The following is a 20,327-nucleotide window of genomic DNA, read 5'->3' on the forward strand; positions in this document are numbered from 1 at the left end:
ATAATGTTAACGTTTCAAGCTTCCAAGCAGAAGTTAATAACCCTCAAGGCGAAGGAACTGTTTTTTCTGGCAGGCGTATTGGGTTCTGACCGACTGCTTGGGGTGGAAGATCCGTTTAAGGGCTATCTAGCAGAGGAGTTGGCGGAAGAGTGGGAGCAAGTAAAAGCTACTCTTTTGGAAAAGGGTTATCTAAAGCGGGTAGATAAGGGCAAAGAGCTAGCAATGCCTCCTACTGTTTTTTCAAGAGTCGCTATCGCGGGATTATCCAACAGGGCTTGCCGTATACGCTATGTGCGGGGAGGTAAGCAATTTGAAGGCTATCTCCATTGCACGAACGAGCGTGTAGTGGAACTCGTGAAATCCGCTGATGAACCCGATGAGTATCGATTGTACGATCTGGGTAATGTGGAAAAGGCTTGCGAGACATTGATTGATAAAATGGGTTGGGTAGATCGACTTGTGCCTGAATCCCCCGCACTAATGTTCTCCAAGCAGGCGTTTAATAAAATTTACGAGCAATCGGCAGGGGAAAGTGTGTCTTTGATCAGCAGTAAACTGACCGAGGCTAGCGGAGATGCAGAGGGGTCTGCAAGACTGGCTCAGTCTTTGAGTTCCCGTGTAGCTGAGGGAGAACTGCAATTGCTGGTTTGGAACGGCAGGGAGTGGGAATCACAACGGGCAGCCTTTGTCCTGTGTCCTGCAATGAACTGGATATTTCGGATGAGCTCTAGTGGTAACGGGGACTGGCTGATTGCAGCTATGGCTTCAAGAGATCAGTTTGTGGATTTATTATTAAATTGGTTGAAACAGTCGGCAGTGAATGAAGAAGTGACAGAAGAAGGGTGATGGATATGCGCATTCGAGTTGAACCGGATGTGCTTCGGGGGCTTAGCGGGCAGCTACAGCATGCGGCGGAGCAAATTCAACAGTTAACAGCAGGTTTGGAGCAGGCGTTACAATCGCTGGATTGGGATGTATCTGCACGCGAGGCGATCTTGAATCATTGGATGCAGGCCAAGCGGATGTCAGAACAGATCCATGCTTACCTCCATACATCAGGTACACAACTGAACCGAAAGGCAGAGCAGTTTCAGTCTGTTGACCACAACTATCAAACGATACTGTCATTTGCCAGCCAACCATTGGGACGACCCGTCACGATGCTCGATTGGTCGAATCAGCAATCACCGTCTATTCTGCCTGGGCAAGCTTCGGAAGGAAGCAGCCTGATTTCTAACCCGCAGTCTGTCGTACATGCCATTTCTGGTGTACAGTCTTCGGATGTAGAAACGTTGCATCAGGATATTCTGATGCAGGCGTCTTCTAGCAGTCCGCAGGATTGGTATTTTACTGATCCGTCTACAGTAAGAGATCAGCCTGTCGCTTAGTTGGGATCGCGTTCCGGGACAATCTGGATCGATTGCAAAATTACTTGAGCTCGTTCCACAATTCCCGGCTTTATGGGACTTATTAGGTGTTTTTTTTGTTAATATTATACTGTTAGGTGCTGTTTTATAGTTAAAAAGTGGGATTGTTACAATTAGGTCCTTTGCCTTTTGTAGGGAATTAAATAGCCATAGTACAATTTGAACCAGATAAACAAAAACATTATTTATCATCAAGGAGGACTCAAAAAATGGCAGGACGCATTTTAATTACCCCAGAACAGGTTGATCAGGTGGCTAACCAATTTAAACAAAGTGGTGAGCAAAGCCAGCAGATCGTTTCCAGTTTGACACAGTCCATCTCAGGTATGGAAGGTCAATGGGAAGGTATGACTAAACAACGCTTCTTCCAAGAGTTTCAGGAAGCTAGCAAACAAATGCAAGCTTTCGTAACGACTTTGAACAGCATCAGTCAAGAATTGACAGCTATCGCTAACAAATTCCGCACGGTTGACCAAACGAAATAAGTTGTCTTGCCTGATAGGCATTAACTTATCATATACCACTCTATTAAGAAGCAATATGTGAGCCATTCCTCACGGTTTGGCACAGGATGTTCAGGAAAAACCGGGCGATCTTCGGATACCCGGTTTTCTTGCCATCCATAGATGTATATAATAAGGTGAGGAAAACTAGCATACTGAATGATGTAAGGAGAGGGATGTTTCATGTCTTTTCAACCGAATCCGGGAGACGAATTGATCATAAACGGCACAGCTTATGTGGTTGGACGACATCCCGCTGCACCCGGTTTAGCCTATGCTCAAGCAGGGCGTCAGGGAATTGTATACCAGCTAAATGCCAATAACGGAGCGCCACATGAGGCAAAAGCCCTTAAGGTGTTTTTTCCGAAGTTCCGCATCCCGGCTATGGTTTATCAATCTGAGCATATGGAAGCATACGGGGATATTCCCGGTTTGCAGGTATGCAAGCGTGATGTGCTCACTCCAGAAAAAAACGGAAGTCTGATTGCCGAGCAGCCTGATTTGCTGTATGCGGTACTGATGCCATGGGTTCACGGTATGACATGGTTCGATTGTCTCACAGATCAGCGTCAGCTTGAGGCTTCCGATAGTCTGGCTTTAGCCAGAGCATTGGCAGGGATCGGTTCAGCTATGGAGCAAAAAGGATTGGCGCACTGCGATTTATCGGCGCCGAATGTGATGCTTCCGTTTTTTTCTGAAGTGGAACTGCCTGAAGGCACGTCAGCTGTGGAATTGGTGGACGTGGAACAAATGTATAGTACTAAAATGGATCGTCCAGACGCTCTATTGGCAGGTTCGCCAGGGTATGCCGCCCATCGTACCGTCCACAGCGGGTTGTGGAGTGCGTATGCAGACCGTTTTGCAGGGGCAATCATTATAGGAGAAATGTTAGGCTGGTCTGACCGTGTAGTAGTCGACAAAGCGTGGGGCGAAAGTTATTTTGATCAGCATGAAATGCAGACGCCTTGCGAACGTTATTTTATTTTACGAAAATCGCTGGAATCTCGTTGGGGCAGCAAGGTGGTAGAATTGTTCAGCCGTGCTTGGGATAGTCAGGATTTAAGCAGTTGCCCTACTTTTGGCGAATGGCTGGTTGTACTTAATGCGGTTACTGAGCAGGAAATTTCAGTTGAGGCTATAGAACCGGAACCTGCTGCGACAGAAACAATAGAATCGGCAGCGGTGGGTGGCCTTTCCAGTGAAGCTGCATCCTCTTTGTCAGCGCCTGCACCGCTCAAGACTGAACAGGCTGCACTGCTAAATCAGGCCGCCCTGGAGCAAGGAGAGCGTGGGGTAACGGACAAGCTGTTCCGACAGGCACGTGATTTGGAGCAGCAAAACAAACCTGCTGCAGCGCTGGAAGTATACCGGTCGTTGTATCATTTTGTAGAAGACGGCAGTCCTTTGCATGTGGAGGTGTCAGCTGCGATCACAGGACTAGAGGAGCAGTTGAATCCCATGACGCCAGAGCAACCTGAAAAAACAAAAGCCTGGTATCGCTCCAAAGCGTTTATCGTGACAACTGCGGCCGCAGTCGTTCTATTGGCAGCTGGAATCCCAGCCGTGAATATTCTTGCAGATCAGTCCAATCAGCGGCAAATCGAGGCAGCCAAGCAGGAAGAGGCAGCGAAGGCTGCAAAGGCGGCCGAGGAAAAGCTGGCAGCCGAGCAGAAAGCGGCTCAAAAATTGCTGACGGAGAAACAACGACAGGAAGCGGAACAGCAGACCAAACAACAGGCACTTGCTGCTCAAAAGCAACAGGAAGAGCAGAAGAAACAGCAAGCCCTTATCGCTCAACAGGTTAAATATGAAGCTTATCTCGCTCAAAAGGAACAAAATAAGCAGGCGGCTGCCAAGTTGGCGAAGCAAAAAGCGTATGATCAACAGGCAAAGTATGAAAAATACTTGGCTTTGAAAAAAGAGCAGGAAGCTCGTGCCGCCCAGGAAGAGGCAGCTCGTAAGGCAGCAGCCGAGGCGGAACAAAAGCAAAAAGAGTCCATGCATGCACGAAACAAGGAGAACGTTCTTCAGCTTATTTCCCTGTACAACAAGGCGTATGCCTCTCAGGAAGGTGGCAGCGCTGCGAAGGCAAAGAGCTTTGCGAAGCGTTTTAGAACACTATATGATAGTAATCCTTCTTATTATCGTTCGGTAGGTGAAGTAGGATATCGGGCCTCCTCTATTTATAATTTTTTAGGAGATACGAATTTTAGACTGCCTAAAATTTAATATTTCATATGTTTATATATAGGCGGAATGATAGATACGAAACAGATGGAGATAGAAGGTAACTGAGGGGAGCATGTACAAACCATGAATTATACAATACAGGCTTCACAACGCACTCCCGCCCTGATCATTTACCTGATTGACATCAGCGCGTCGATGAACATGCTGATGGAGGGGCGGCGGCGTATTGACGTTGTATATGAAGCTATATCGTTGGCGATCCGGCAGATGGTTTTTCGATCAACCAAAGGAAATCGGCTGACAGCGCGCTATCGGATTGCGATTTTGGCTTATAGTGACGATGTGTATGACCTGCTGAATGGTGTCAAGGGAATTGATGAAATCGCGGCCATTGGTTCGTTGCCCGATTTGACACCCAAACGGTTTTCAGATTCAGCAAAGGCCTTCTTGCAAGCTGAGCGTATTTTGCAAGCGGAATTACCAGGGATGCAGGACTGTCCTGCACCTTTGGTCTGTCATATGACAGATGGAGTTTCCACAGGTGATGATCCCGAACCGATTGCGAAGCGTATTATGAGCATGAGCGTACCGGACGGTAATGTACTGGTGGAAAATATATTTTTATCCGACAGGTTGCTGGAAACGCCTATTCAGGACCCCCGTCGCTGGAAAGGTCTGACACATAATACGCCGTTGCAGGATGAACATGCTGTGAAATTGCGTGATATGTCTTCTGTGCTGCCTGAAAGCTATCGGGAAATGCTATTTGAGGCAGATTATCAGTTAGGTGAAGGAGCCATTATGATGCTGCCCGGAACCTGTGCGGAGCTGGTGTCCATTGGGTTTCAAATGTCGGCCGCAACGCCTGTACGGTAAGGAGGTAAAAGCATGAATCCACCGCTGTCCCTGCTCCCCGCGAGCAAAAAAAAGGGAATGAATGCAAGGCTGACTCAGCAATTTGCTTACATAAGCTCTCAGACAGGCGATCAGCCTTTATCATCTCATCACAGTCGTTTTATGTGTCGTTATGGCTATGGAAGGTCTGCCGAATCTGCCAGTATGGGAGAAAGCGGACAGGATTTCGCCGCAGTACGTATTCATAAATCCGTCTGTTGTTTTGTCTTGTGTGATGGTGTCGGGCTCAGTTACCGAGGAGATTTTGCGGCCCGCTATCTGGGTTCTTCTTTACTGGATTGGATGGAACGGGGACAAGATCTGTCTGCTGATCAATTGAGAGTGTACCTTGAACGTTTGGCAGGTACAGCGGCAGAGGAACTGGATCGGCAGCCTTTGGATCACGAATCAGGCCTAATGCGTTCGGTATTGGAAGATAAACGTCGTCAAGGTAGCCAGTCCATGTATATTTGCGGTAAAATCGAACTGCCGAAGCGTGGCAGCCGTGGCCGTCTCCGACTTGCCTGGCAAGGGGATTCACGTTTGCGACTATGGAACGATGCCGAAGAAATCAGCGAGCTGTTCGATCATACCTTCTCTACAGCGGAGCGCTGGTCCACAAGTCGTGGGCCGATTGGAGGGAAGCCTCATTGGTATGAAAGAAGCATTCCCGCAGATATGCCGATGAGATTACAGGTATATACGGACGGTTTATCCGATTTGGACCCCATTCGCGAGCCTGTCCCTGATGAGCAGATACAGGTACTGCTGGATGCATCCCATACCGGGGGACTTGATGATGATGCTGCATTTATTGAGCTGCAGTGGTAAATGAATAAGCAAAAGGACGTTATACAACCATGGATATGGATGTATACGTCCTTTTTTTGATGAATACATAGAACATTACGATTCGTTAAGATATTTATAGAATGTAACGAGGAGGAGAAGGAAAGACGCGCTAATGCGCGTAATATTCGTACTTTTCTTAAATATCGCAAAGGAATAGCAAAAAATGCGCAAAAATGGTGATTATAAAGTATATCCTTTTGGGTAATCTTGTGATTATACAGATTACTGAAAGGGAGCGATACATATGAGCTACACATATGCAGGAGGCGCACGCTTTGAAGGAAAAACGGCTCTGATCACGGGGGCTGGTTCTGGCATTGGCAAGGCAACGGCCATTCAAATGGCTAGAGAAGGAGCGAATGTCGCTCTTTTTGACGTAAGTAATGAGCGTATTTTGGAGACAGAAAGAGAAATTAATGCTATACGTGAAGGGTCAGCGCGGGCATTTGACGTGGACATTGCCGATCCGGTGCGTGTGGAAAAAGCAGTTCTGGAAGCGGTTGAATTATTTGGCGGTCTGCATATCATTTTTGCTAATGCGGGGATTAACGGGGTCGTCGGACCGATCGAGGATCTGAGCATTGAGGATTGGCGGCAAACATTGTCCACGAATCTGGACGGTACCTTCCTGACGGTGAAGTATACAATTCCACATTTGAAAAAGAACGGTGGCGGCAGCATTATTATTACCAGTTCCATTAATGGAAATCAGCGCTTTACCAGCTTTGGGATGTCAGCCTACAGCACATCGAAGGCGGGTCAAACTGGTTTTGCTAAAATGGCTGCGCTGGAGCTGGCTAAGTTTCGTATTCGTGTCAATGTCATCTATCCGGGTGCCATTTCGACGAATATTGATGAAACCACGGAGAAGTCGGAAGGGTTAAAGCAAATTACCATCCCCGTCAAGTTTCCCGAAGGAGGACAACCGTTGGCTGATGGACCAGGTCAACCCGAGCAGGTAGCTGATTTGGTAACATTTTTGGCCTCAGATCATTCGCGTCATATTACTGGCGCACAAATTGTCATTGATGGGGCAGAGTCGTTATTGTTTTAGAAATAGAGCATTGTCTGGGACAGAGAAATGTTTTGTGGTATCCTGAGTGTATTGTCTTGGTTACGGTGCGAATGTGAAGCTCACATAAAAAACCTGGATCCTTCGCACCTCGAAATTTGTCGAAATGGTTTTAAATTAGCTTTCTTCGTTAGAAGTCAATAGTCGATTCAAGCTTTTTTGGCATCGTTTTTTTCGGAAATGCATGGAATTGATATCATTAGGGTATTAATTCCTTCATTTTCGCTGTCGTCGCACTCTATATGAGTGCGTGGATTGCGAATTTGTTGGCTGGTAAAAGGTTTGGTTTAGAACAAGTCGTGGTTCAGTACAGTCAGCATTTTTATTTTATAAACGAAGATTTGCACGAGGAGGATTATATGAATAAAAATGATGATCGTCATGATAACACCCCAGAATAAAGAAGGCAGTCGAAAATATAGACATACTCTTGATAAACTTTCTAATACATAAATAATCAGTCAAATAAAAGCTGATCCTTTTTAGGATCAGCTTTACTGTTGACCCATTCCACTCTACAAGTAAAAGTACTTTTTTACTTGTGAGTCTTTAGCGTTCTGCCCTTAAAGAGAATATACGACAGTTCATGTTTGATAATTTTATTATTCTCTATTGTTTTCACATAATCTATGTCATCTTCGCGAGTTACAATTTCATCCTTATCTATACTGGGCCTTTTACGATTTCTATTTTCCCCGGCCGTGCTATTGTCAGAAAAAATAAAAGTGGTATTTAAATCTTCAATGCCCTCACTAATCTTTTTCCCTGTCATATTCTTAGCTGTAATGGCCAGATGAATTTTTTCTCCCATGGTCAATTTGTACGATAACAACTGGAATGCATTTTCATTATCCACTTGTTCTCTAAAATGATCCAAATCTTCTACATTCTCCATCATAGGTGTCTTCATTAATTCTTTCCCAGAGAGGGAATACAGTTTATTTTGCTGATCCCATTCCTGGTGTATGTCTAAGTGCTTAGTAAGTACCCCTAAAGGGACAAACATCGCATTTTTATAAAGCACAGGGGCGGTATCCATCATGGACGTGTTCGAGTCGGTAACAATCTCAGTGGAGTTCATTTTAAACTCAACCTTGTGTGTTCCAAACTTAATTGTAGCCGTATTAGAAGTTGGGTTAAACGTAGTCTGCCCCCCCAACAAATCATTAATGGATCTCAAGGGCACCATATAGCGATTATGTTGATCAATATAAGGTGCTTTAGGAGCTGTGAACAAAACATAGTAATTGTTAATCTTCAAAAATGGAGTATTTGGAGCTATACTCTGAGCTGACGTTTTCCCTGTGTAGGTTTGAGAAAAGCAAAGGAACAATGCACCTATAAGCATAATTCTGAACAACATCTTTCCCATAAAATATCCTCCTTAAAAGAGAGGGGATAGCAGCCCCTCACAAAAGTCAATCTAAGAATATATTATCTGTTTCCTCTCCTCCATGTACATAATCCACTACAACTTTACTCCGTGGCATAGAACAATAGTCATAGGTTTGACTGTTTCGCCAAGGGATATTATCTTCTGAATTTGTACCAATATAGGATGTAGCCCAACGAACTTTCCGGATATAAGAGCCTCGTTATAGTCTTGTCGATCTTGTAGTCAGAAGGGACATAAAATTTCATTTGTACTTCTTGATCAGGCTCAAAGCGTGGCTTAAAAGTATAAGGCTCTTTTACACTTTCAATGAGCATGAAAGGAGCCCAGTCATTATATTCTGTACTATGCTGCAAACCAACATCAACCGCCAGCCTGGAAGAAATAAGGGACGTTATTGATCTCTATTTCATTGACCCTAGTGGAGTACAACCTAAGCAGAAAGTCCTCTCTATCCTGCGGCAGCATCTCGCAGAGGCTGACCAGAAGATCGGTGGGTTACCGCAATTCCGCGCTGATTTACAGGCCAATATCGAACGCTTCGAGCGCTGGTTCGAGGAAAGAGAGTAGCATTAATTTTTTCCTAGTTGCTCAGGGCGCACAGCTGGCGTCCCGGCCGGTTGAGACAGTAATGAGCGGGTGAATTGTTGCAACCATTTTATGGGATGATGCATCTGTCGAAAGCGTCGTCATGAACGAAGGCTTATTAGAGAAGCTTGGAACAGGCGTTGTTCACATCTCGACGACAAGTGGACTCGCCCGTTCCTATGTCAAGTCTATTGTCGACCTTTTGAGCATTGAGCAGAGACAAGACTAACATCAAAATCCGGTGCGCGTTCACGAGATAATACCCGCTTTATTAAGCAATTCCAGTCTACAGATGTTAAGAAATTCATAGTACGGGGACAACCTGTTCAAAACCTGAGAAAAGACTAAGCTAACGGAGAACGTTAGTTTAACTTCGAAGAGGCTGCGCCACACGGTAGCCCCAACTTATTTTTTATCCGAAAAAATCATGTTAAACGCCAAGACTCACTGGTCTATTCAGTTAATTCTCCGATGCTCCTGACGGATGTGTCGGAGGATAAGAACATATTACGTATCGGGTTCGCGGATTTCGCGGATTTTTGTTTTTTCGTGATACATGTTCTTTCCCAAGACATGTATCGGTATCCGAAAAGGACAAGAACTTATAATCTTATCCCATCCCTTTTTGCCTACCGGCGCCTCCTGATAGAAGCAATAGACTTGAACATCCGTTGAGGCTGTTAATTTTGCGGGATGGGAACGACCTCCTTGCGCACCTCGTCCGGCTGCGTCACGGTTAGCTTTCCAGACGAGTCGGTCACGGAACCGCCGACTGTATGCTCGAAGCCGATCCGGGTGACCTTCCCGTCCAGTCCGATCAGGCCGCTTTCCTCGGTGCTGGAATCTCCGGCAATGCCTCTGCTATAGAATACCAGCGGCTTGTCGATTTTCGGCGTCGGACCCGTACGGTCCTTCAGCTTTTCCTCCAGCAGCAGTTGAAAGCTATCTCCAATGCTTCCGTCAAAATGGGCCTGCCATGTCGCGACAAGGAAATCGTCCTTGTATTCGTAATAGGTCGCCGTCTCATTGCCCTCGATGGTGAAGAAGCGGAGTGCCTCTCCTTCGGGAAAGAGGAAGGCGGTGCTGTAATCCTCGGATTCGTGGAGCGTCCGCAGTGGCGTATGCTCATAATGGGTTCCAGAGAACATCGCTTCCATGACCAGATTCCTGCTTGCGGCCAGATCGCCGGTATAGAGCGCGTCCCGCTGCTTATCGGAGAGTGGCGACTCGATGGCGACAGTGTTGTTTTTCCATTCCACCTTGTAGCCGTACTGCTCGGAGACGAAGCGCAGAGGCACGTAGACGCGATTATGGACGGCCTTCGCTGGCACGTCGAGCGAAATCGGACCCGACGAGGACGAGTTATTCCCAAACGTCTCGGTCGCGGCCGTCTTCTTCCCGACGGTCAGCTTAATCGTCTGCGACCATTTTCGGACGACCACGGTGTCCGTTTTCGCATCCCAATCGACGGCGGCGCCCAGTGCTTCGGAGACAGCTCGAATCGGCACGAGCACCCGTCCCTGATCGTAGATGGGCGGACTGTCGGTCGCGATCGGCTTGCTCCTCACCGTAATGCCAATATCCACGGTGGCGAACGCGGTTGTACCGACGGATAATGCACCGATGACGGCGAATGTGCATAGAAGCTTTTTCATAGTATCCACTCCTGTTCTCATGACGGCAGCGTTCTTTCCGAATGCATACCAGCAATCTTTATTCGTATGTTAGACGCGGGTGAACTTGAAAAAGTTTCCATCCATAGATTGGCTGACCACAGACTCATGGATCAGCTGCCTTGTTGCGCTAAACATTCCTGTAGAGCTTATTCTCTATATAAAAAAGACCACTTCAAGGTTGAAGTGGTCTGGTGTTCTGATCCCATTTACTCTGCAAGTGACTCAATCAATTTTGGAAAAGAGCCTCCAGCTCCTTTAGTAATTTTTCAGTTCTAAAATTGGTTGCGGCCATGTCCATTACACTCAAACAGATTTATATACAAAATTATAGCCAACTTAATATTTGGTGCTGATAGTGTGTACATACAATAAAGTTGTGTACTGAATTCCATAATTTGAAATTTATTCATTAGAAAAAATAGTACTCATCCTGCGTTACTCCACAAATGCGCCCGATTGTGGTATAAGGGATGACTCTAGGTATTGCATTTACATCGTTAAGCACAAAAATAAGATTTTAAAAACAGGAGTATTATTGATTGTTTCCAAACTGGATTTTACTTTTCCATTACGAATTGCACTTTCAATTGTCTTACGTAACCCTGATAAAATAAATTAAATATTTTGAAATAACAAAAAGTAAACATCCTATAAATCCTTATAAAAATCTTTAAAAATGCATATTTTACACTAAAAAATTTGCTTAAAATGAAACCGTACTACAAATCTTTGTTATTGACTAACAGGCTACTTCATCGATTCTAAAGCAATTGTTAGCAAAGAAGGAGAAGACATTATGAACAAAATAGTTGGAAAAGTTGCTGTTATTACTGGAGCAAGTGGCGGATTAGGTAAATATATTGCACTTCGTTTTGCAGAAGAAGGTGCTAAACTGGGATTATGTGATATCAATGCAGAAGGGCTTAACGAAACTACTGAATTATGTAAAAGCAAAGGTGCAGATGTATTTGCAAAAGCATTTGATGCTACTGATCTTAAAGAGTCAACAGCATTTATTTCGGATACGGTTGCACAATATCAAACTGTAGATATTTTAGTAAATTTAGCGATGGCGATTGAGCCACCTCATTCGTTCTTAGATCATACGCGGGAGACTCTAGAACGAAGCTACCAGACGGGGCTTGTTACAACATGGGACTTTATGAAACTTTGCTATCCATACCTGAAAGAAAATAGTGGTAAAATCATTAACTTTGGCTCTGGAAGTGGGAATGAAGGACAAGAAGGCTATGCAGCATATGCAGCGATTAAAGAAGCAATTCGTGGTCTTTCGAGAGTAGCTGCGCGTGAATGGGGACCTGACAATATTAATGTAAATGTCGTAAACCCAGGTGCCATTACAGATGCGATTCAAGCATATTTAGACCAAATGCCTGAAGGTCAACGAGATCCACTTTATTTAGGTTTCTCACAAACTGCTATAAGAAGATTTGGCACGCCTTACGAGGATATTGCACCTGTCGTACTGTTTTTAGCGAGTGAAGACTCTAGACACATTACGGGACAAACAATCAATGTAGATGGCGGTGTCATTATTAACGCTTAATACCTTAAATAAAATAGATGGTGCATATTGCGATCTATGCTATTAATAGGTATAGGTTAATGGAGAGATAGACGCATCTAATAAGAAAAAACTGCTAATCTGCAATGGATTAGCAGTTTTTTTCGTGAACAATCAATTAATGATTGAGTGTATTTTTTCGGTACTGATTTGGTGTTACACCCGTAAATTTTTTAAATAGGCTTGAAAAGTGGCTTTGGTTATTGAAATGAAGCAACATACAAATGTCGGCTACAGAATAGTCCGTTTGGATCAATAATTTTTGTGCCTCTTTTATTTTTTTCTCCTTGGATATATTTTCCAATAGGTTTGTTTGTTTCTTTTTTAAAGAGCTGCGATAAATAAACTGGATTTAAATGGACGAGATCTGCTAAATCCTTTATCGAAATTTGTTCAAATATATGATTGAATATATAGTTTTTACAAGTATTCACAGCCTTAGAATGTGCACTTTCCCTATTTTCATTCATACGGTCAACTAATGAAAATAATAAGTTATCACCAATTAATAAAACTTTTTGTAGGTCAAATGTTTCTTCAACTTTTTGAATGCTAATATCGCTCATTGTATAGGCAATTTCAGGATAAAGACCGCCTTCAATAGCTGCCCTCGTCGCAAGTGCAATATAAATGATGATTTGATTTTTAATGTTACGAAGGTGGCTTTTTTTCGAAAGTTGACTCAATCCCTCCATTTCAATTGATTCTAAATGCTGTAACAGCTTTTCCTTCTTTCCTTCTTTCACATATTGCCATATTTTCTGCTCAGTTTTATGGTCTAAATGAAAAGACGTTTCCAGACGAAGATGCCGTATTGCTTGTTCAATATGAGTGGGTTCAATTTCGTCAAAATTCATTAATTGAGATCTCACTATTTCTTCATCCATAGGCTCTTGGTAGATTAAAAAATACGTGAGTGAACAAAGCGATACAATTTGTTTTTGGTTTAACAGCTCTAATTGACTGTAATAATGGCATAACTCTTGCTGATAACTAGAGGATATTTGATGATCATGCATAATACCATTTACGGTGTTCTCGGTAACCTCAAAGGAAGTGAAAGGTCCGATTATTATCGTTTCTGTGGAAGATGAATGAAATACAATGAGCGTTTCTAGATAGTTTGTTATTCTAATCAAAGGAACGTTTTGTTGATCGCCAGGTTGAATGAGCCTGTTTATAAATGTTTCTATTGAATCAAAAAGAGGATGTCTTAGCTGTTTTCCACTTCTAGTAATACGATGACTTTTATTCTTGAAAATAAAAATAGGAATATTATATGTGTCATAGATCAATTGAGAGATATATTCTAAGTTTTGTTTCACCATTATTGCCACTCCTAAATTGATTAAGTAACCTGTCTGTCAATAACTAAGATTTATAGTATAACCTCATTATTGCTATAGACCATGAGTTTCTATGATTGACGTGGAAGTACCCATAACATCGATCACTTTTTCTTTTGGAGATCCTAGAGTAAAAAAATTGGTGTTTTCTTCTGTAACCCTCTACGGACAATAAAGTAGAGTTCTTGGTCTCACAAAATCATCATTTTCATTCGAGCATATACAATAATATTGAGTTTTGAATTAATTACCAATTACCTTTATTGTTCTAAAAGAGTTCTTATGATGTAACCTATCGTCGGGTCTCTTTAATTTTGAGAACACAACTTTATTGTATTTTTTTCAGTTAGAACTCAACTTTATTGTTCAGAACTCATCTTTATTGGGTTTGATCAGATAGCTCCTGCAAAGGCCTAATTCCTTGAGCTCACCGTGCAGTCTGACGGAAGAACAACATGTCTTCCACGCTTTCATGCCGCTGCTCGCCTTCCCACAATCCATAGGCTCCCAACCGAAAACATAAAAAACCGAACCTTTTTTCCATCGAGCGACAATATAGTGTGTAAGCTGCTTACTCAGGAGGGCCCTCTGAATGCAAAGTGAATCTATGTACCACGTGCTCACAAAAATGATAGAAGGAGATCAGCAGGCGTTTCATACGTTGTATGATGCCACCTATAAGGATGTCTACCGGACCGTCTCTTTTCTGGTGGATCATCCGCAGGATCGCGAAGATATTATGAATGAGATCTACATGCAAATGTGGACCTCGCTTCCCAACTACGATCCGAATCGTCCTTTCCACTTCTGGTTGCACGGCTTGGTCATCCGACAAGTGCAAAGATTCCGGGTGAAAAGCTGGAGGAGATTCCGAATTTTCGAACGCATCCGTGTCTTTTCTCGGGAAGAGTATCATTGGGATCAGCCCACGTTGAGGACGGATAGGACAGACCCCGAGATATCGAGGGCCATGCACAAGCTGACCGATAAACAGCGGACGGTGATCATCCTCCGCTTTTATCACGACTATACGCTGGAGGAGATTGTGACATTACTCGATATTCCGCTGGGTACAGTCAAGTCCAGATATCATGCCGGCCTGCAGTCGCTTCGAAAACAATTGGGAAATCTCCCGTTGGAAAGGATGGAAAAGAACAATGCCTATTGAAAGTCAAATCAGCGAGTACCTGCACCAAGAGGCAGAGACCATGGAATGTCCCCCGGCTGTTTCCAAACGAATCGAACAATCTTATTCTCAATACGTACAACGGCAAAGGAGCAAAAAAACGATGAAAAAACGATTGATCGGCGGCATTGTTGCTGCAGTAATTATGATTCCAACCGCGGCATTCGCGGCCCCTCCCCTGATTGAAATGATTACGAGGACACCGATGACAGCCCAACAAGTCAAGATGGATGCGGTTGGCCAAGCAGCGCTTGAAAAGTTGTATCGCTCTTATCCGGAAACCAAGTCGTTTGAAATTATCGACGCCAGCCAGATTGGAGGAGACCCCGCGAATACAAGTCAGGGGAAAGCCATTCAAACAAGCATCGTGCTGCAGGAAAAGGGAGCTCACGGCAAAAAGGTCCGACTTGATTTGAACGGTATCACGGGTGAAATCGAACAAGTGAACCAAGAGAATTGGGAGCCCCAGGAGAAGCCGGTCATCTCCTTAACCGATCAAGAAATCAAATCGAAAGTAGATGACCTCATTAACAAACTGTACGGCAGCTCCAGTAAGTACGAATGTAACATGGAGCCGATGCAGAACCCGGACCAAAAAACATTTATATTGAACTACACCGAAAAGGGATCAACAACGCCTTTTTATCAGGCATTCGTTCAAGGGAATACGATCAGCATTTCTCTGATCGGAGGCGGCCCTGCTCCATCCGTGGAAGGCTTTTTCATGACTAACGGCAAGCCTGACTATACTGCAGATGCCTTTTTAAACGATGAAGAGCTCTTTTCTTTACTTCACATGAGTCCAGCAGACTTGAAACAAGAATTGGCAAAGGGGGCATCTGTCGTCGAGATCGCAGCATCTAAAAAGATTTCCAAACAACAAGTCATGGACGTAATCGCAAGTACGCAGGCAAAAAAACAAATCCAAGCCGATCCGCATGGTGGAGCTACTGATGACGATCGTACGCTGGAACTATTGAAACGGATTCTGGAACCCAAAGTATTGAAAGTGATTGAACACAAAACGGAAACGCCTTGGTAGGAAGACAATACAGGCGCCAGAAATGGCGCCTGTATTTTATTTTTTAGATATTCTTACATTGTATTCGAAATGCAATAATGGCTTCTTTACAGTCAAAAAATAGGGCATGGGTTGGTTGTTTATGGTCATCATTCATACAGAAGGGAAAGTTCATTTTGAGTCAATTTGAAGACGAAGAAATGCCGGCAGAATAGGCAAAAATCCGACTGCCGAGTGATTGGGACAACGTGCTGAAGCTTTTGGAGAAGTAAATGTCCATGAGCCGCCGAAGGATAAGCCCGAATAAGGCCGTTTTTCGGAAATGGACATAGAAAAGCGGGGATCAGCCAGTTGGCCAAATCTTTGCTTTTTTGCATTGTTCCACGGAAGGCTATTCGACACTGAAGGCTGTGGTACGAAGATCAAAAAGCCCATGTAAATTCCTCCCTGAAAAAAATATACGAGATTATAATTGTTGAAAAATCAAGTTGTCATGGGGAAGGTGAATCTTCCTAAATTGCGCATTTAACAAAAACAAGTGCTATATATTCAATTCCGGTATATTCGCTATTGATTAATTGAGTATGTTGGAAAAAATATCAAGTTACCTGTATAATTAACATGGATATTCCAAAAAATATAAAAAAATAGTTGTAAATTACAAAAAAAGATTAGTAACTATTTGCATACAAAGATTATACATCAATAGAATAAAAATTAAAGGATGGAGGGAATTACAAATGTAGAAAACATGGTTTACTATGCTTGCTACACTTACAATGGTTGCTGCTTTAGGTGCTTCTGTATCCGCCGCTTCGGTTCCTGCCGCTAGCAAATAACTAAAGATCAGGCGACTCCTTCTGTCGAAGTTCTGCCAGTAGGAACTGGAAGTAACGAAAAAGCGGAAGATAAAATTGGTATTGTAGATAATATGAATAAACCAGTTATAGAAACAACGAGTGATGCTAAAGTCGAAATATTAGATCCAGCAACAGATAAGACGTCTGCTCTTGATCTTAAGAAAATAAGCACTTCAAGTAGCTTAGGGTTATTCAGCATTACGTACCCAACCTTGTTCTGGAACATTAACAGCCAAGGTACTTATATTGCTGAATTTTCAGGTGTAAGAGACACTATTTATACTAACTACTATTTCCCTACAAACAGCTCAGGAGAAATTAAAATTAGAGGAACTGTGAATGGAGGATTACCCACATTAGGGAATCTATACCATTAATGTATATGAATTAGGCAGTAATAACGCTGTGTCCAGTTCCACTTTTAAAACAGGTGAGCGCATTTTTGTACGCATTTACAATTTAAATAAAAATAAAAATTATTTCTTTGGTATCACATATAACAGTGCTAATACCATAAGCGGGGCCTTATCCATCGACCACAACTAATTGAATAAACGATAAAACACGGGTCCAACAAAAAGGAACCTGTGTTTTTCTTTATGTTACGTGGGCAATGTGTAAGGTTGGAAAATAGAAGACTTCGGAAAATGTCGCTGTACATTTTCTGAATTTTTTCTACATAAATGAATTATTATGGAGGTGCTAAATGGCTTTTCTAGAAGATAGTTCTAAAAAAGAAGAAATTCAAGAACGCTATGAGCAATTATGGAGTGAACTTTTAGTTAGAGATGAGGAAGAAGCAGAACATGTTATAAAGAAATTAGAATATGAGTTGTTGCCTACCCGTCAGAGAATCCTAAGACGATGCGGGGAAATCCTGTCTCCATTAAAAAAACGTTTTATCTGGATTATCCTTTTTAGTGTGATTGGGTTCTTCCTTTTAGCTTACGTATTATTTATATATGTATCTTTGTGGGTTGAAGATTATTAAGGACGTTTCTGTGAAACCGGAAGAGTCTTTTTTTATGAGCCTGTTGAAACCCTAAATGCTGGTTTTAACCAGCCGGGATATCTGTAAAAAATAGACTCGCTGATCGGCAAGTAAGGGAGCGAGCAGGACAAGAGTGGGGGAAACAGGCTCATGCTACTGGCTCTAAGGCGGCAAGAGCGGCCACCTAAGAGCCAGTACGCACCGCTGGGCCGCTACTCACGCCGATAACTAGAGCGCCTACGCTGGGAGAAAGCGCCCGGCCAAGGCGCTCTACGTTCCTGGCGCTCGCTTAACGCAACCCACGGAGCGAAGGGCCTTGAAAGAGTGATCAAGGAGGGCAAAAAACGCCATGAACGCTACATTTCGCTCATCATCTCAAAACATATGAATTTTGTGGTATAGATTAGAAACTTTCGAATTATTACATACGTCTTATGTAAGGGTGCTTATTGAAAAAGGAGGTAATTCATCTTGAAAAAGGTTATTGTGTTTGTGTTTTTCTTCGTACTTATGTTTCAATCCTGGGCGATTGCTGATGCTGCCAATCCGATATCCGTTAACGCGGTGAATGTGAATGGGAAGTTTATAGCAACCGATGTTTCACCTGTTATTAAGGACGGGCGTGTTTTGGTACCTATACGCACGCTTGCTTCACTGGGGGTAACCTATCACTGGGATAGTAAAAGTCAATCTGCTTTCATCACAAAAGGCACAGATCAAATTAAGCTGACGGCCAACAAAAAAGAAGCATTTAAAAATAACCAAGCAGTTCAGGTAGACGTTCCTATCCAAATGACTCAAGGAAGGATATTGGTACCTATTCGTTTTGTGTCGGAGAACTTTGGTTACAAGTCAAACTATGAGAAGATTCGGTCTATTTTATTTATTCAAGACGGTAATTATAAGGTAGACCAAGAGAGCTTACAGGCAGAAGATTTACAAGCAGCCCGTCAGTCTGCTATATCGTTACCAGTTCAATCCTCCTTCAAATCGCTTTCTTCATTAGAAAAACCCAGTGCTAATAAAGACTATGGTTACGCCTTCCCGAGAGGGGATTCGTCCAGATACATGTATTCAAACAATGTTGGACACACGGTAGTTGAAATAAAAAGTGGAATAGCCAAGGCAGTTTGGCAATTTACCTCAGGAAATGGTATGGATGATATTGTATCCAGTGCTGGCCAAAGACCAAGTTATAATTACGTCGGATGGGTAACAGACATTACAATGGGTAATGATAGAGATGGAAATTTCAAGATTATATACAAAGATGATAAAGGTCAACAGAAAGATTTCACTGTAAAAGCTGAATCCTATAAAGATGTTATCCAACCTATTCCTAATGAGACGAGAAAACAATAGTTACTGAATCAGTTTATTAAGGACATCCTTAGCAAGGGATGTTCTTTATTTTGCTTATGAATTCAAATTCTAAGCAGCAATGGGTTTTTAGTGAATTACAAATTATTGGAGGTTAGTTGGGTATGAAAAAAATCTTTCTTTCATCTATGCTTACTTTAGGTATGCTTTTAACATTTGCTATTCCGCTTTCTGCTGCACCATCCATTCAATTGGTGATCAATAGTGAGGTCGCTAATTCAGATGCTCCACCTGTTTCCGTTGCAGGAAGGACTATGGTTTCTTTAGCTTCCTTAAAGCCGCTAAAGCTTAATCTAGTCTGGAACGCGGACAAGAAGACGGTGACTGTCAATGCTCCTGGGGTAAAAGAGAAACTTGTGCTTACGATCGGCCAAAAAGAAGCTTCTTATCGAGAAAAAACACTTACTTTGGACGTGCCTGCTCAATTAAACAAGAATCGCGTTGTTGTGCCTTTGCGCTTCATCAGCGAAGCCTTTAAAGCAGAGGTGGAGTGGAAAGTGGACAAAAATACTGTCATTATCCGGAGTGCTGACCAAGTAGAAACATATAAGAAGCTGTATCAAGGTACGGATTTGGTGGCGGCACGTAAAATCGCTGTAAATCTTCCTTCTAAGGATGAAAATGCGCTTCATAATACCGAGGAGGGTGTTTATTATCAGTATATCTTTCCTGAAGGAGAAGCATTGAGATATTATTATGTTGTTGGGAATTTATATACTTACTATGAAATTAAGGATGATGTTAAACATATAGTTTGGGAAGGTGTAGAAGAAGATTCGAGGAAGAAAATGAAAGAAAAAGGAAAGCGTCCATCGGAAGACAAAACACAATATTATTTTTTACAAGAACGTGTGGATCATAGTGTCACATATGGTAAAGTGGGGACCGAGAAGCCAGTAACGCAAGCTTTGCCTAAAAATACTACAGGATTAGCAGATATTATTGTACCTATTTCCGGCGAAGTAAGGAAAGATCAAATGAAATAGATTATTCACTTCATTTTGGACGTCCCAAGCGATAAGGGACGTCTTTTATTATATTTTCCTATTTAGTTTCCTATCCGTAAGCTTCAGGAAGTTGATAGGGCTGAAGAAGGGGAAACAGGCTCATGCTACTGGCTCTAAGGGGGCAAGAGCGGCCACCTAAGAGCCAGTACGCACCGCTGGGCCGCTACTCACGCCGATAACTAGAGCGCCTACGCCGGGAGAAAGCGTCCGGCCAAGGCGCTCTACTTTCCTGGCGCTCGCTTAACGCAACCCACGGAGCGAAGGACCTTGAAAAGGGATTAGGGAGGGCAAAAAACACCATGAACGCTACATTTCGCTCATCATCTCAAAACATATGAATTTTTTGGTATAGATTA

General features: G+C 43.0%; 20 protein-coding genes. 15 read left to right on the forward strand and 5 right to left on the reverse strand.

What is annotated here, in order from left to right; genetic code table 11:
* Positions 1-3 precede the first annotated feature (3 nt).
* The 7 genes from MLD56_RS10435 (at position 4) to MLD56_RS10465 (ending at position 6,920) form a co-directional block, all read left to right on the forward strand.
* Positions 4-846: a hypothetical protein gene (locus MLD56_RS10435; RefSeq protein ID WP_029517063.1), complete on the forward strand. Its 843-nt coding sequence runs from the start codon at positions 4-6 to the stop codon at positions 844-846.
* Positions 847-851: 5 nt separating this feature from the next.
* Positions 852-1,388 (forward strand): WXG100 family type VII secretion target, encoded by a 537-nt coding sequence (locus MLD56_RS10440; protein WP_029517064.1) that lies wholly within the window; start codon positions 852-854, stop codon positions 1,386-1,388.
* 248 nt (positions 1,389-1,636) lie between these two features.
* Positions 1,637-1,912, forward strand: coding sequence for a WXG100 family type VII secretion target (locus MLD56_RS10445; RefSeq protein ID WP_013309990.1), 276 nt, complete (start codon positions 1,637-1,639; stop codon positions 1,910-1,912).
* Between the two features lie 201 nt (positions 1,913-2,113).
* Positions 2,114-4,159 (forward strand): serine/threonine-protein kinase, encoded by a 2,046-nt coding sequence (locus MLD56_RS10450; RefSeq protein WP_029517065.1) that lies wholly within the window; start codon positions 2,114-2,116, stop codon positions 4,157-4,159.
* A gap of 84 nt (positions 4,160-4,243) precedes the next feature.
* Positions 4,244-4,996 carry a vWA domain-containing protein gene (locus MLD56_RS10455; RefSeq protein WP_013309992.1) on the forward strand — a complete coding sequence of 251 codons (753 nt, stop codon included), beginning with the start codon at positions 4,244-4,246 and terminating at the stop codon, positions 4,994-4,996.
* A gap of 12 nt (positions 4,997-5,008) precedes the next feature.
* The gene (locus MLD56_RS10460; RefSeq protein ID WP_029517066.1) at positions 5,009-5,845 is read left to right on the forward strand and encodes a hypothetical protein; all 837 of its coding nucleotides are present in this window, start codon (positions 5,009-5,011) and stop codon (positions 5,843-5,845) included.
* A 265-nt stretch (positions 5,846-6,110) separates the two neighbouring features.
* Positions 6,111-6,920, forward strand: a complete 810-nt coding sequence (locus MLD56_RS10465; RefSeq protein ID WP_023988269.1) for an SDR family oxidoreductase — start codon at positions 6,111-6,113, stop codon at positions 6,918-6,920.
* A gap of 553 nt (positions 6,921-7,473) precedes the next feature.
* On the opposite strand, the gene MLD56_RS10470 is transcribed toward MLD56_RS10465, so the two are convergent.
* Entirely contained in the window at positions 7,474-8,310 is an 837-nt protein-coding gene (locus tag MLD56_RS10470) for a copper amine oxidase N-terminal domain-containing protein (protein ID WP_029517067.1), read from the reverse strand.
* Positions 8,311-8,646: 336 nt separating this feature from the next.
* On the opposite strand from MLD56_RS10470, the gene MLD56_RS10475 reads away from it, so the two are divergent.
* Positions 8,647-8,901 carry a MerR family DNA-binding protein gene (locus tag MLD56_RS10475; RefSeq protein ID WP_241113514.1) on the forward strand — a complete coding sequence of 85 codons (255 nt, stop codon included), beginning with the start codon at positions 8,647-8,649 and terminating at the stop codon, positions 8,899-8,901.
* Between the two features lie 698 nt (positions 8,902-9,599).
* On the opposite strand, the gene MLD56_RS10480 is transcribed toward MLD56_RS10475, so the two are convergent.
* Complete coding sequence (locus tag MLD56_RS10480) at positions 9,600-10,574, reverse strand: stalk domain-containing protein (RefSeq protein ID WP_029517069.1); 975 nt, start codon at positions 10,572-10,574, stop codon at positions 9,600-9,602.
* An 817-nt stretch (positions 10,575-11,391) separates the two neighbouring features.
* Between MLD56_RS10480 and MLD56_RS10485 the strand changes: the two genes are divergently transcribed.
* Positions 11,392-12,162: an SDR family NAD(P)-dependent oxidoreductase gene (locus MLD56_RS10485; protein WP_029517070.1), complete on the forward strand. Its 771-nt coding sequence runs from the start codon at positions 11,392-11,394 to the stop codon at positions 12,160-12,162.
* A 136-nt stretch (positions 12,163-12,298) separates the two neighbouring features.
* Here the strand turns inward: MLD56_RS10485 and MLD56_RS10490 are convergent, their stop codons facing one another.
* Positions 12,299-12,436 (reverse strand): helix-turn-helix domain-containing protein, encoded by a 138-nt coding sequence (locus MLD56_RS10490; protein ID WP_239645186.1) that lies wholly within the window; start codon positions 12,434-12,436, stop codon positions 12,299-12,301.
* A complete protein-coding gene (locus tag MLD56_RS10495; protein ID WP_239645187.1) occupies positions 12,381-13,508 on the reverse strand; it encodes a helix-turn-helix domain-containing protein in 1,128 nt (375 codons plus the stop codon). Before MLD56_RS10495 ends, MLD56_RS10490 begins: the two co-directional genes overlap by 56 nt.
* Positions 13,509-14,118: 610 nt before the next feature.
* On the opposite strand from MLD56_RS10495, the gene MLD56_RS10500 reads away from it, so the two are divergent.
* Together MLD56_RS10500 and MLD56_RS10505 are read left to right on the forward strand one after the other, a co-directional pair.
* Positions 14,119-14,694 carry a sigma-70 family RNA polymerase sigma factor gene (locus MLD56_RS10500; protein WP_029517071.1) on the forward strand — a complete coding sequence of 192 codons (576 nt, stop codon included), beginning with the start codon at positions 14,119-14,121 and terminating at the stop codon, positions 14,692-14,694.
* Positions 14,684-15,754, forward strand: coding sequence for a hypothetical protein (locus tag MLD56_RS10505; protein ID WP_029517072.1), 1,071 nt, complete (start codon positions 14,684-14,686; stop codon positions 15,752-15,754). The genes MLD56_RS10500 and MLD56_RS10505 overlap by 11 nt, the downstream gene beginning before the upstream one ends.
* Before the next feature lie 150 nt (positions 15,755-15,904).
* Here MLD56_RS10505 and MLD56_RS10510 read toward each other — a convergent pair whose 3' ends face one another.
* The gene (locus MLD56_RS10510) at positions 15,905-16,168 is read right to left on the reverse strand and encodes a hypothetical protein (protein WP_029517073.1); all 264 of its coding nucleotides are present in this window, start codon (positions 16,166-16,168) and stop codon (positions 15,905-15,907) included.
* Between the two features lie 496 nt (positions 16,169-16,664).
* Here MLD56_RS10510 and MLD56_RS10515 point away from each other — a divergent pair, with 496 nt between their 5' ends.
* The 4 genes from MLD56_RS10515 (at position 16,665) to MLD56_RS10530 (ending at position 19,950) form a co-directional block, all read left to right on the forward strand.
* On the forward strand, positions 16,665-16,970 hold the full coding sequence (locus MLD56_RS10515; RefSeq protein ID WP_152526706.1) for a hypothetical protein: 306 nt from the start codon (positions 16,665-16,667) through the stop codon (positions 16,968-16,970).
* 329 nt (positions 16,971-17,299) lie between these two features.
* Positions 17,300-17,584: a hypothetical protein gene (locus MLD56_RS10520; RefSeq protein WP_029517074.1), complete on the forward strand. Its 285-nt coding sequence runs from the start codon at positions 17,300-17,302 to the stop codon at positions 17,582-17,584.
* A 471-nt stretch (positions 17,585-18,055) separates the two neighbouring features.
* Positions 18,056-18,946: a copper amine oxidase N-terminal domain-containing protein gene (locus MLD56_RS10525; RefSeq protein ID WP_241081086.1), complete on the forward strand. Its 891-nt coding sequence runs from the start codon at positions 18,056-18,058 to the stop codon at positions 18,944-18,946.
* 122 nt (positions 18,947-19,068) lie between these two features.
* A complete protein-coding gene (locus MLD56_RS10530; protein ID WP_029517076.1) occupies positions 19,069-19,950 on the forward strand; it encodes a copper amine oxidase N-terminal domain-containing protein in 882 nt (293 codons plus the stop codon).
* Positions 19,951-20,327 lie beyond the last annotated feature (377 nt).

Origin of the sequence: Paenibacillus peoriae, assembly GCF_022531965.1 — a bacterium.
Classification (GTDB): domain Bacteria; phylum Bacillota; class Bacilli; order Paenibacillales; family Paenibacillaceae; genus Paenibacillus; species Paenibacillus polymyxa_D.

Coding starts and splice junctions, on each gene's coding strand:
- MLD56_RS10435 (WP_029517063.1), top strand. CDS start 4: ATGTTAACGTTTCAAGCTTCCAAGCAGAAGTTAATAACCCTCAAGGCG.
- MLD56_RS10440 (WP_029517064.1), top strand. CDS start 852: ATGCGCATTCGAGTTGAACCGGATGTGCTTCGGGGGCTTAGCGGGCAG.
- MLD56_RS10445 (WP_013309990.1), top strand. CDS start 1,637: ATGGCAGGACGCATTTTAATTACCCCAGAACAGGTTGATCAGGTGGCT.
- MLD56_RS10450 (WP_029517065.1), top strand. CDS start 2,114: ATGTCTTTTCAACCGAATCCGGGAGACGAATTGATCATAAACGGCACA.
- MLD56_RS10455 (WP_013309992.1), top strand. CDS start 4,244: ATGAATTATACAATACAGGCTTCACAACGCACTCCCGCCCTGATCATT.
- MLD56_RS10460 (WP_029517066.1), top strand. CDS start 5,009: ATGAATCCACCGCTGTCCCTGCTCCCCGCGAGCAAAAAAAAGGGAATG.
- MLD56_RS10465 (WP_023988269.1), top strand. CDS start 6,111: ATGAGCTACACATATGCAGGAGGCGCACGCTTTGAAGGAAAAACGGCT.
- MLD56_RS10470 (WP_029517067.1), bottom strand. CDS start 8,310: ATGGGAAAGATGTTGTTCAGAATTATGCTTATAGGTGCATTGTTCCTT.
- MLD56_RS10475 (WP_241113514.1), top strand. CDS start 8,647: ATGAAAGGAGCCCAGTCATTATATTCTGTACTATGCTGCAAACCAACA.
- MLD56_RS10480 (WP_029517069.1), bottom strand. CDS start 10,574: ATGAAAAAGCTTCTATGCACATTCGCCGTCATCGGTGCATTATCCGTC.
- MLD56_RS10485 (WP_029517070.1), top strand. CDS start 11,392: ATGAACAAAATAGTTGGAAAAGTTGCTGTTATTACTGGAGCAAGTGGC.
- MLD56_RS10495 (WP_239645187.1), bottom strand. CDS start 13,508: ATGGTGAAACAAAACTTAGAATATATCTCTCAATTGATCTATGACACA.
- MLD56_RS10500 (WP_029517071.1), top strand. CDS start 14,119: ATGCAAAGTGAATCTATGTACCACGTGCTCACAAAAATGATAGAAGGA.
- MLD56_RS10505 (WP_029517072.1), top strand. CDS start 14,684: ATGCCTATTGAAAGTCAAATCAGCGAGTACCTGCACCAAGAGGCAGAG.
- MLD56_RS10510 (WP_029517073.1), bottom strand. CDS start 16,168: ATGGGCTTTTTGATCTTCGTACCACAGCCTTCAGTGTCGAATAGCCTT.
- MLD56_RS10515 (WP_152526706.1), top strand. CDS start 16,665: ATGAATAAACCAGTTATAGAAACAACGAGTGATGCTAAAGTCGAAATA.
- MLD56_RS10520 (WP_029517074.1), top strand. CDS start 17,300: ATGGCTTTTCTAGAAGATAGTTCTAAAAAAGAAGAAATTCAAGAACGC.
- MLD56_RS10530 (WP_029517076.1), top strand. CDS start 19,069: ATGAAAAAAATCTTTCTTTCATCTATGCTTACTTTAGGTATGCTTTTA.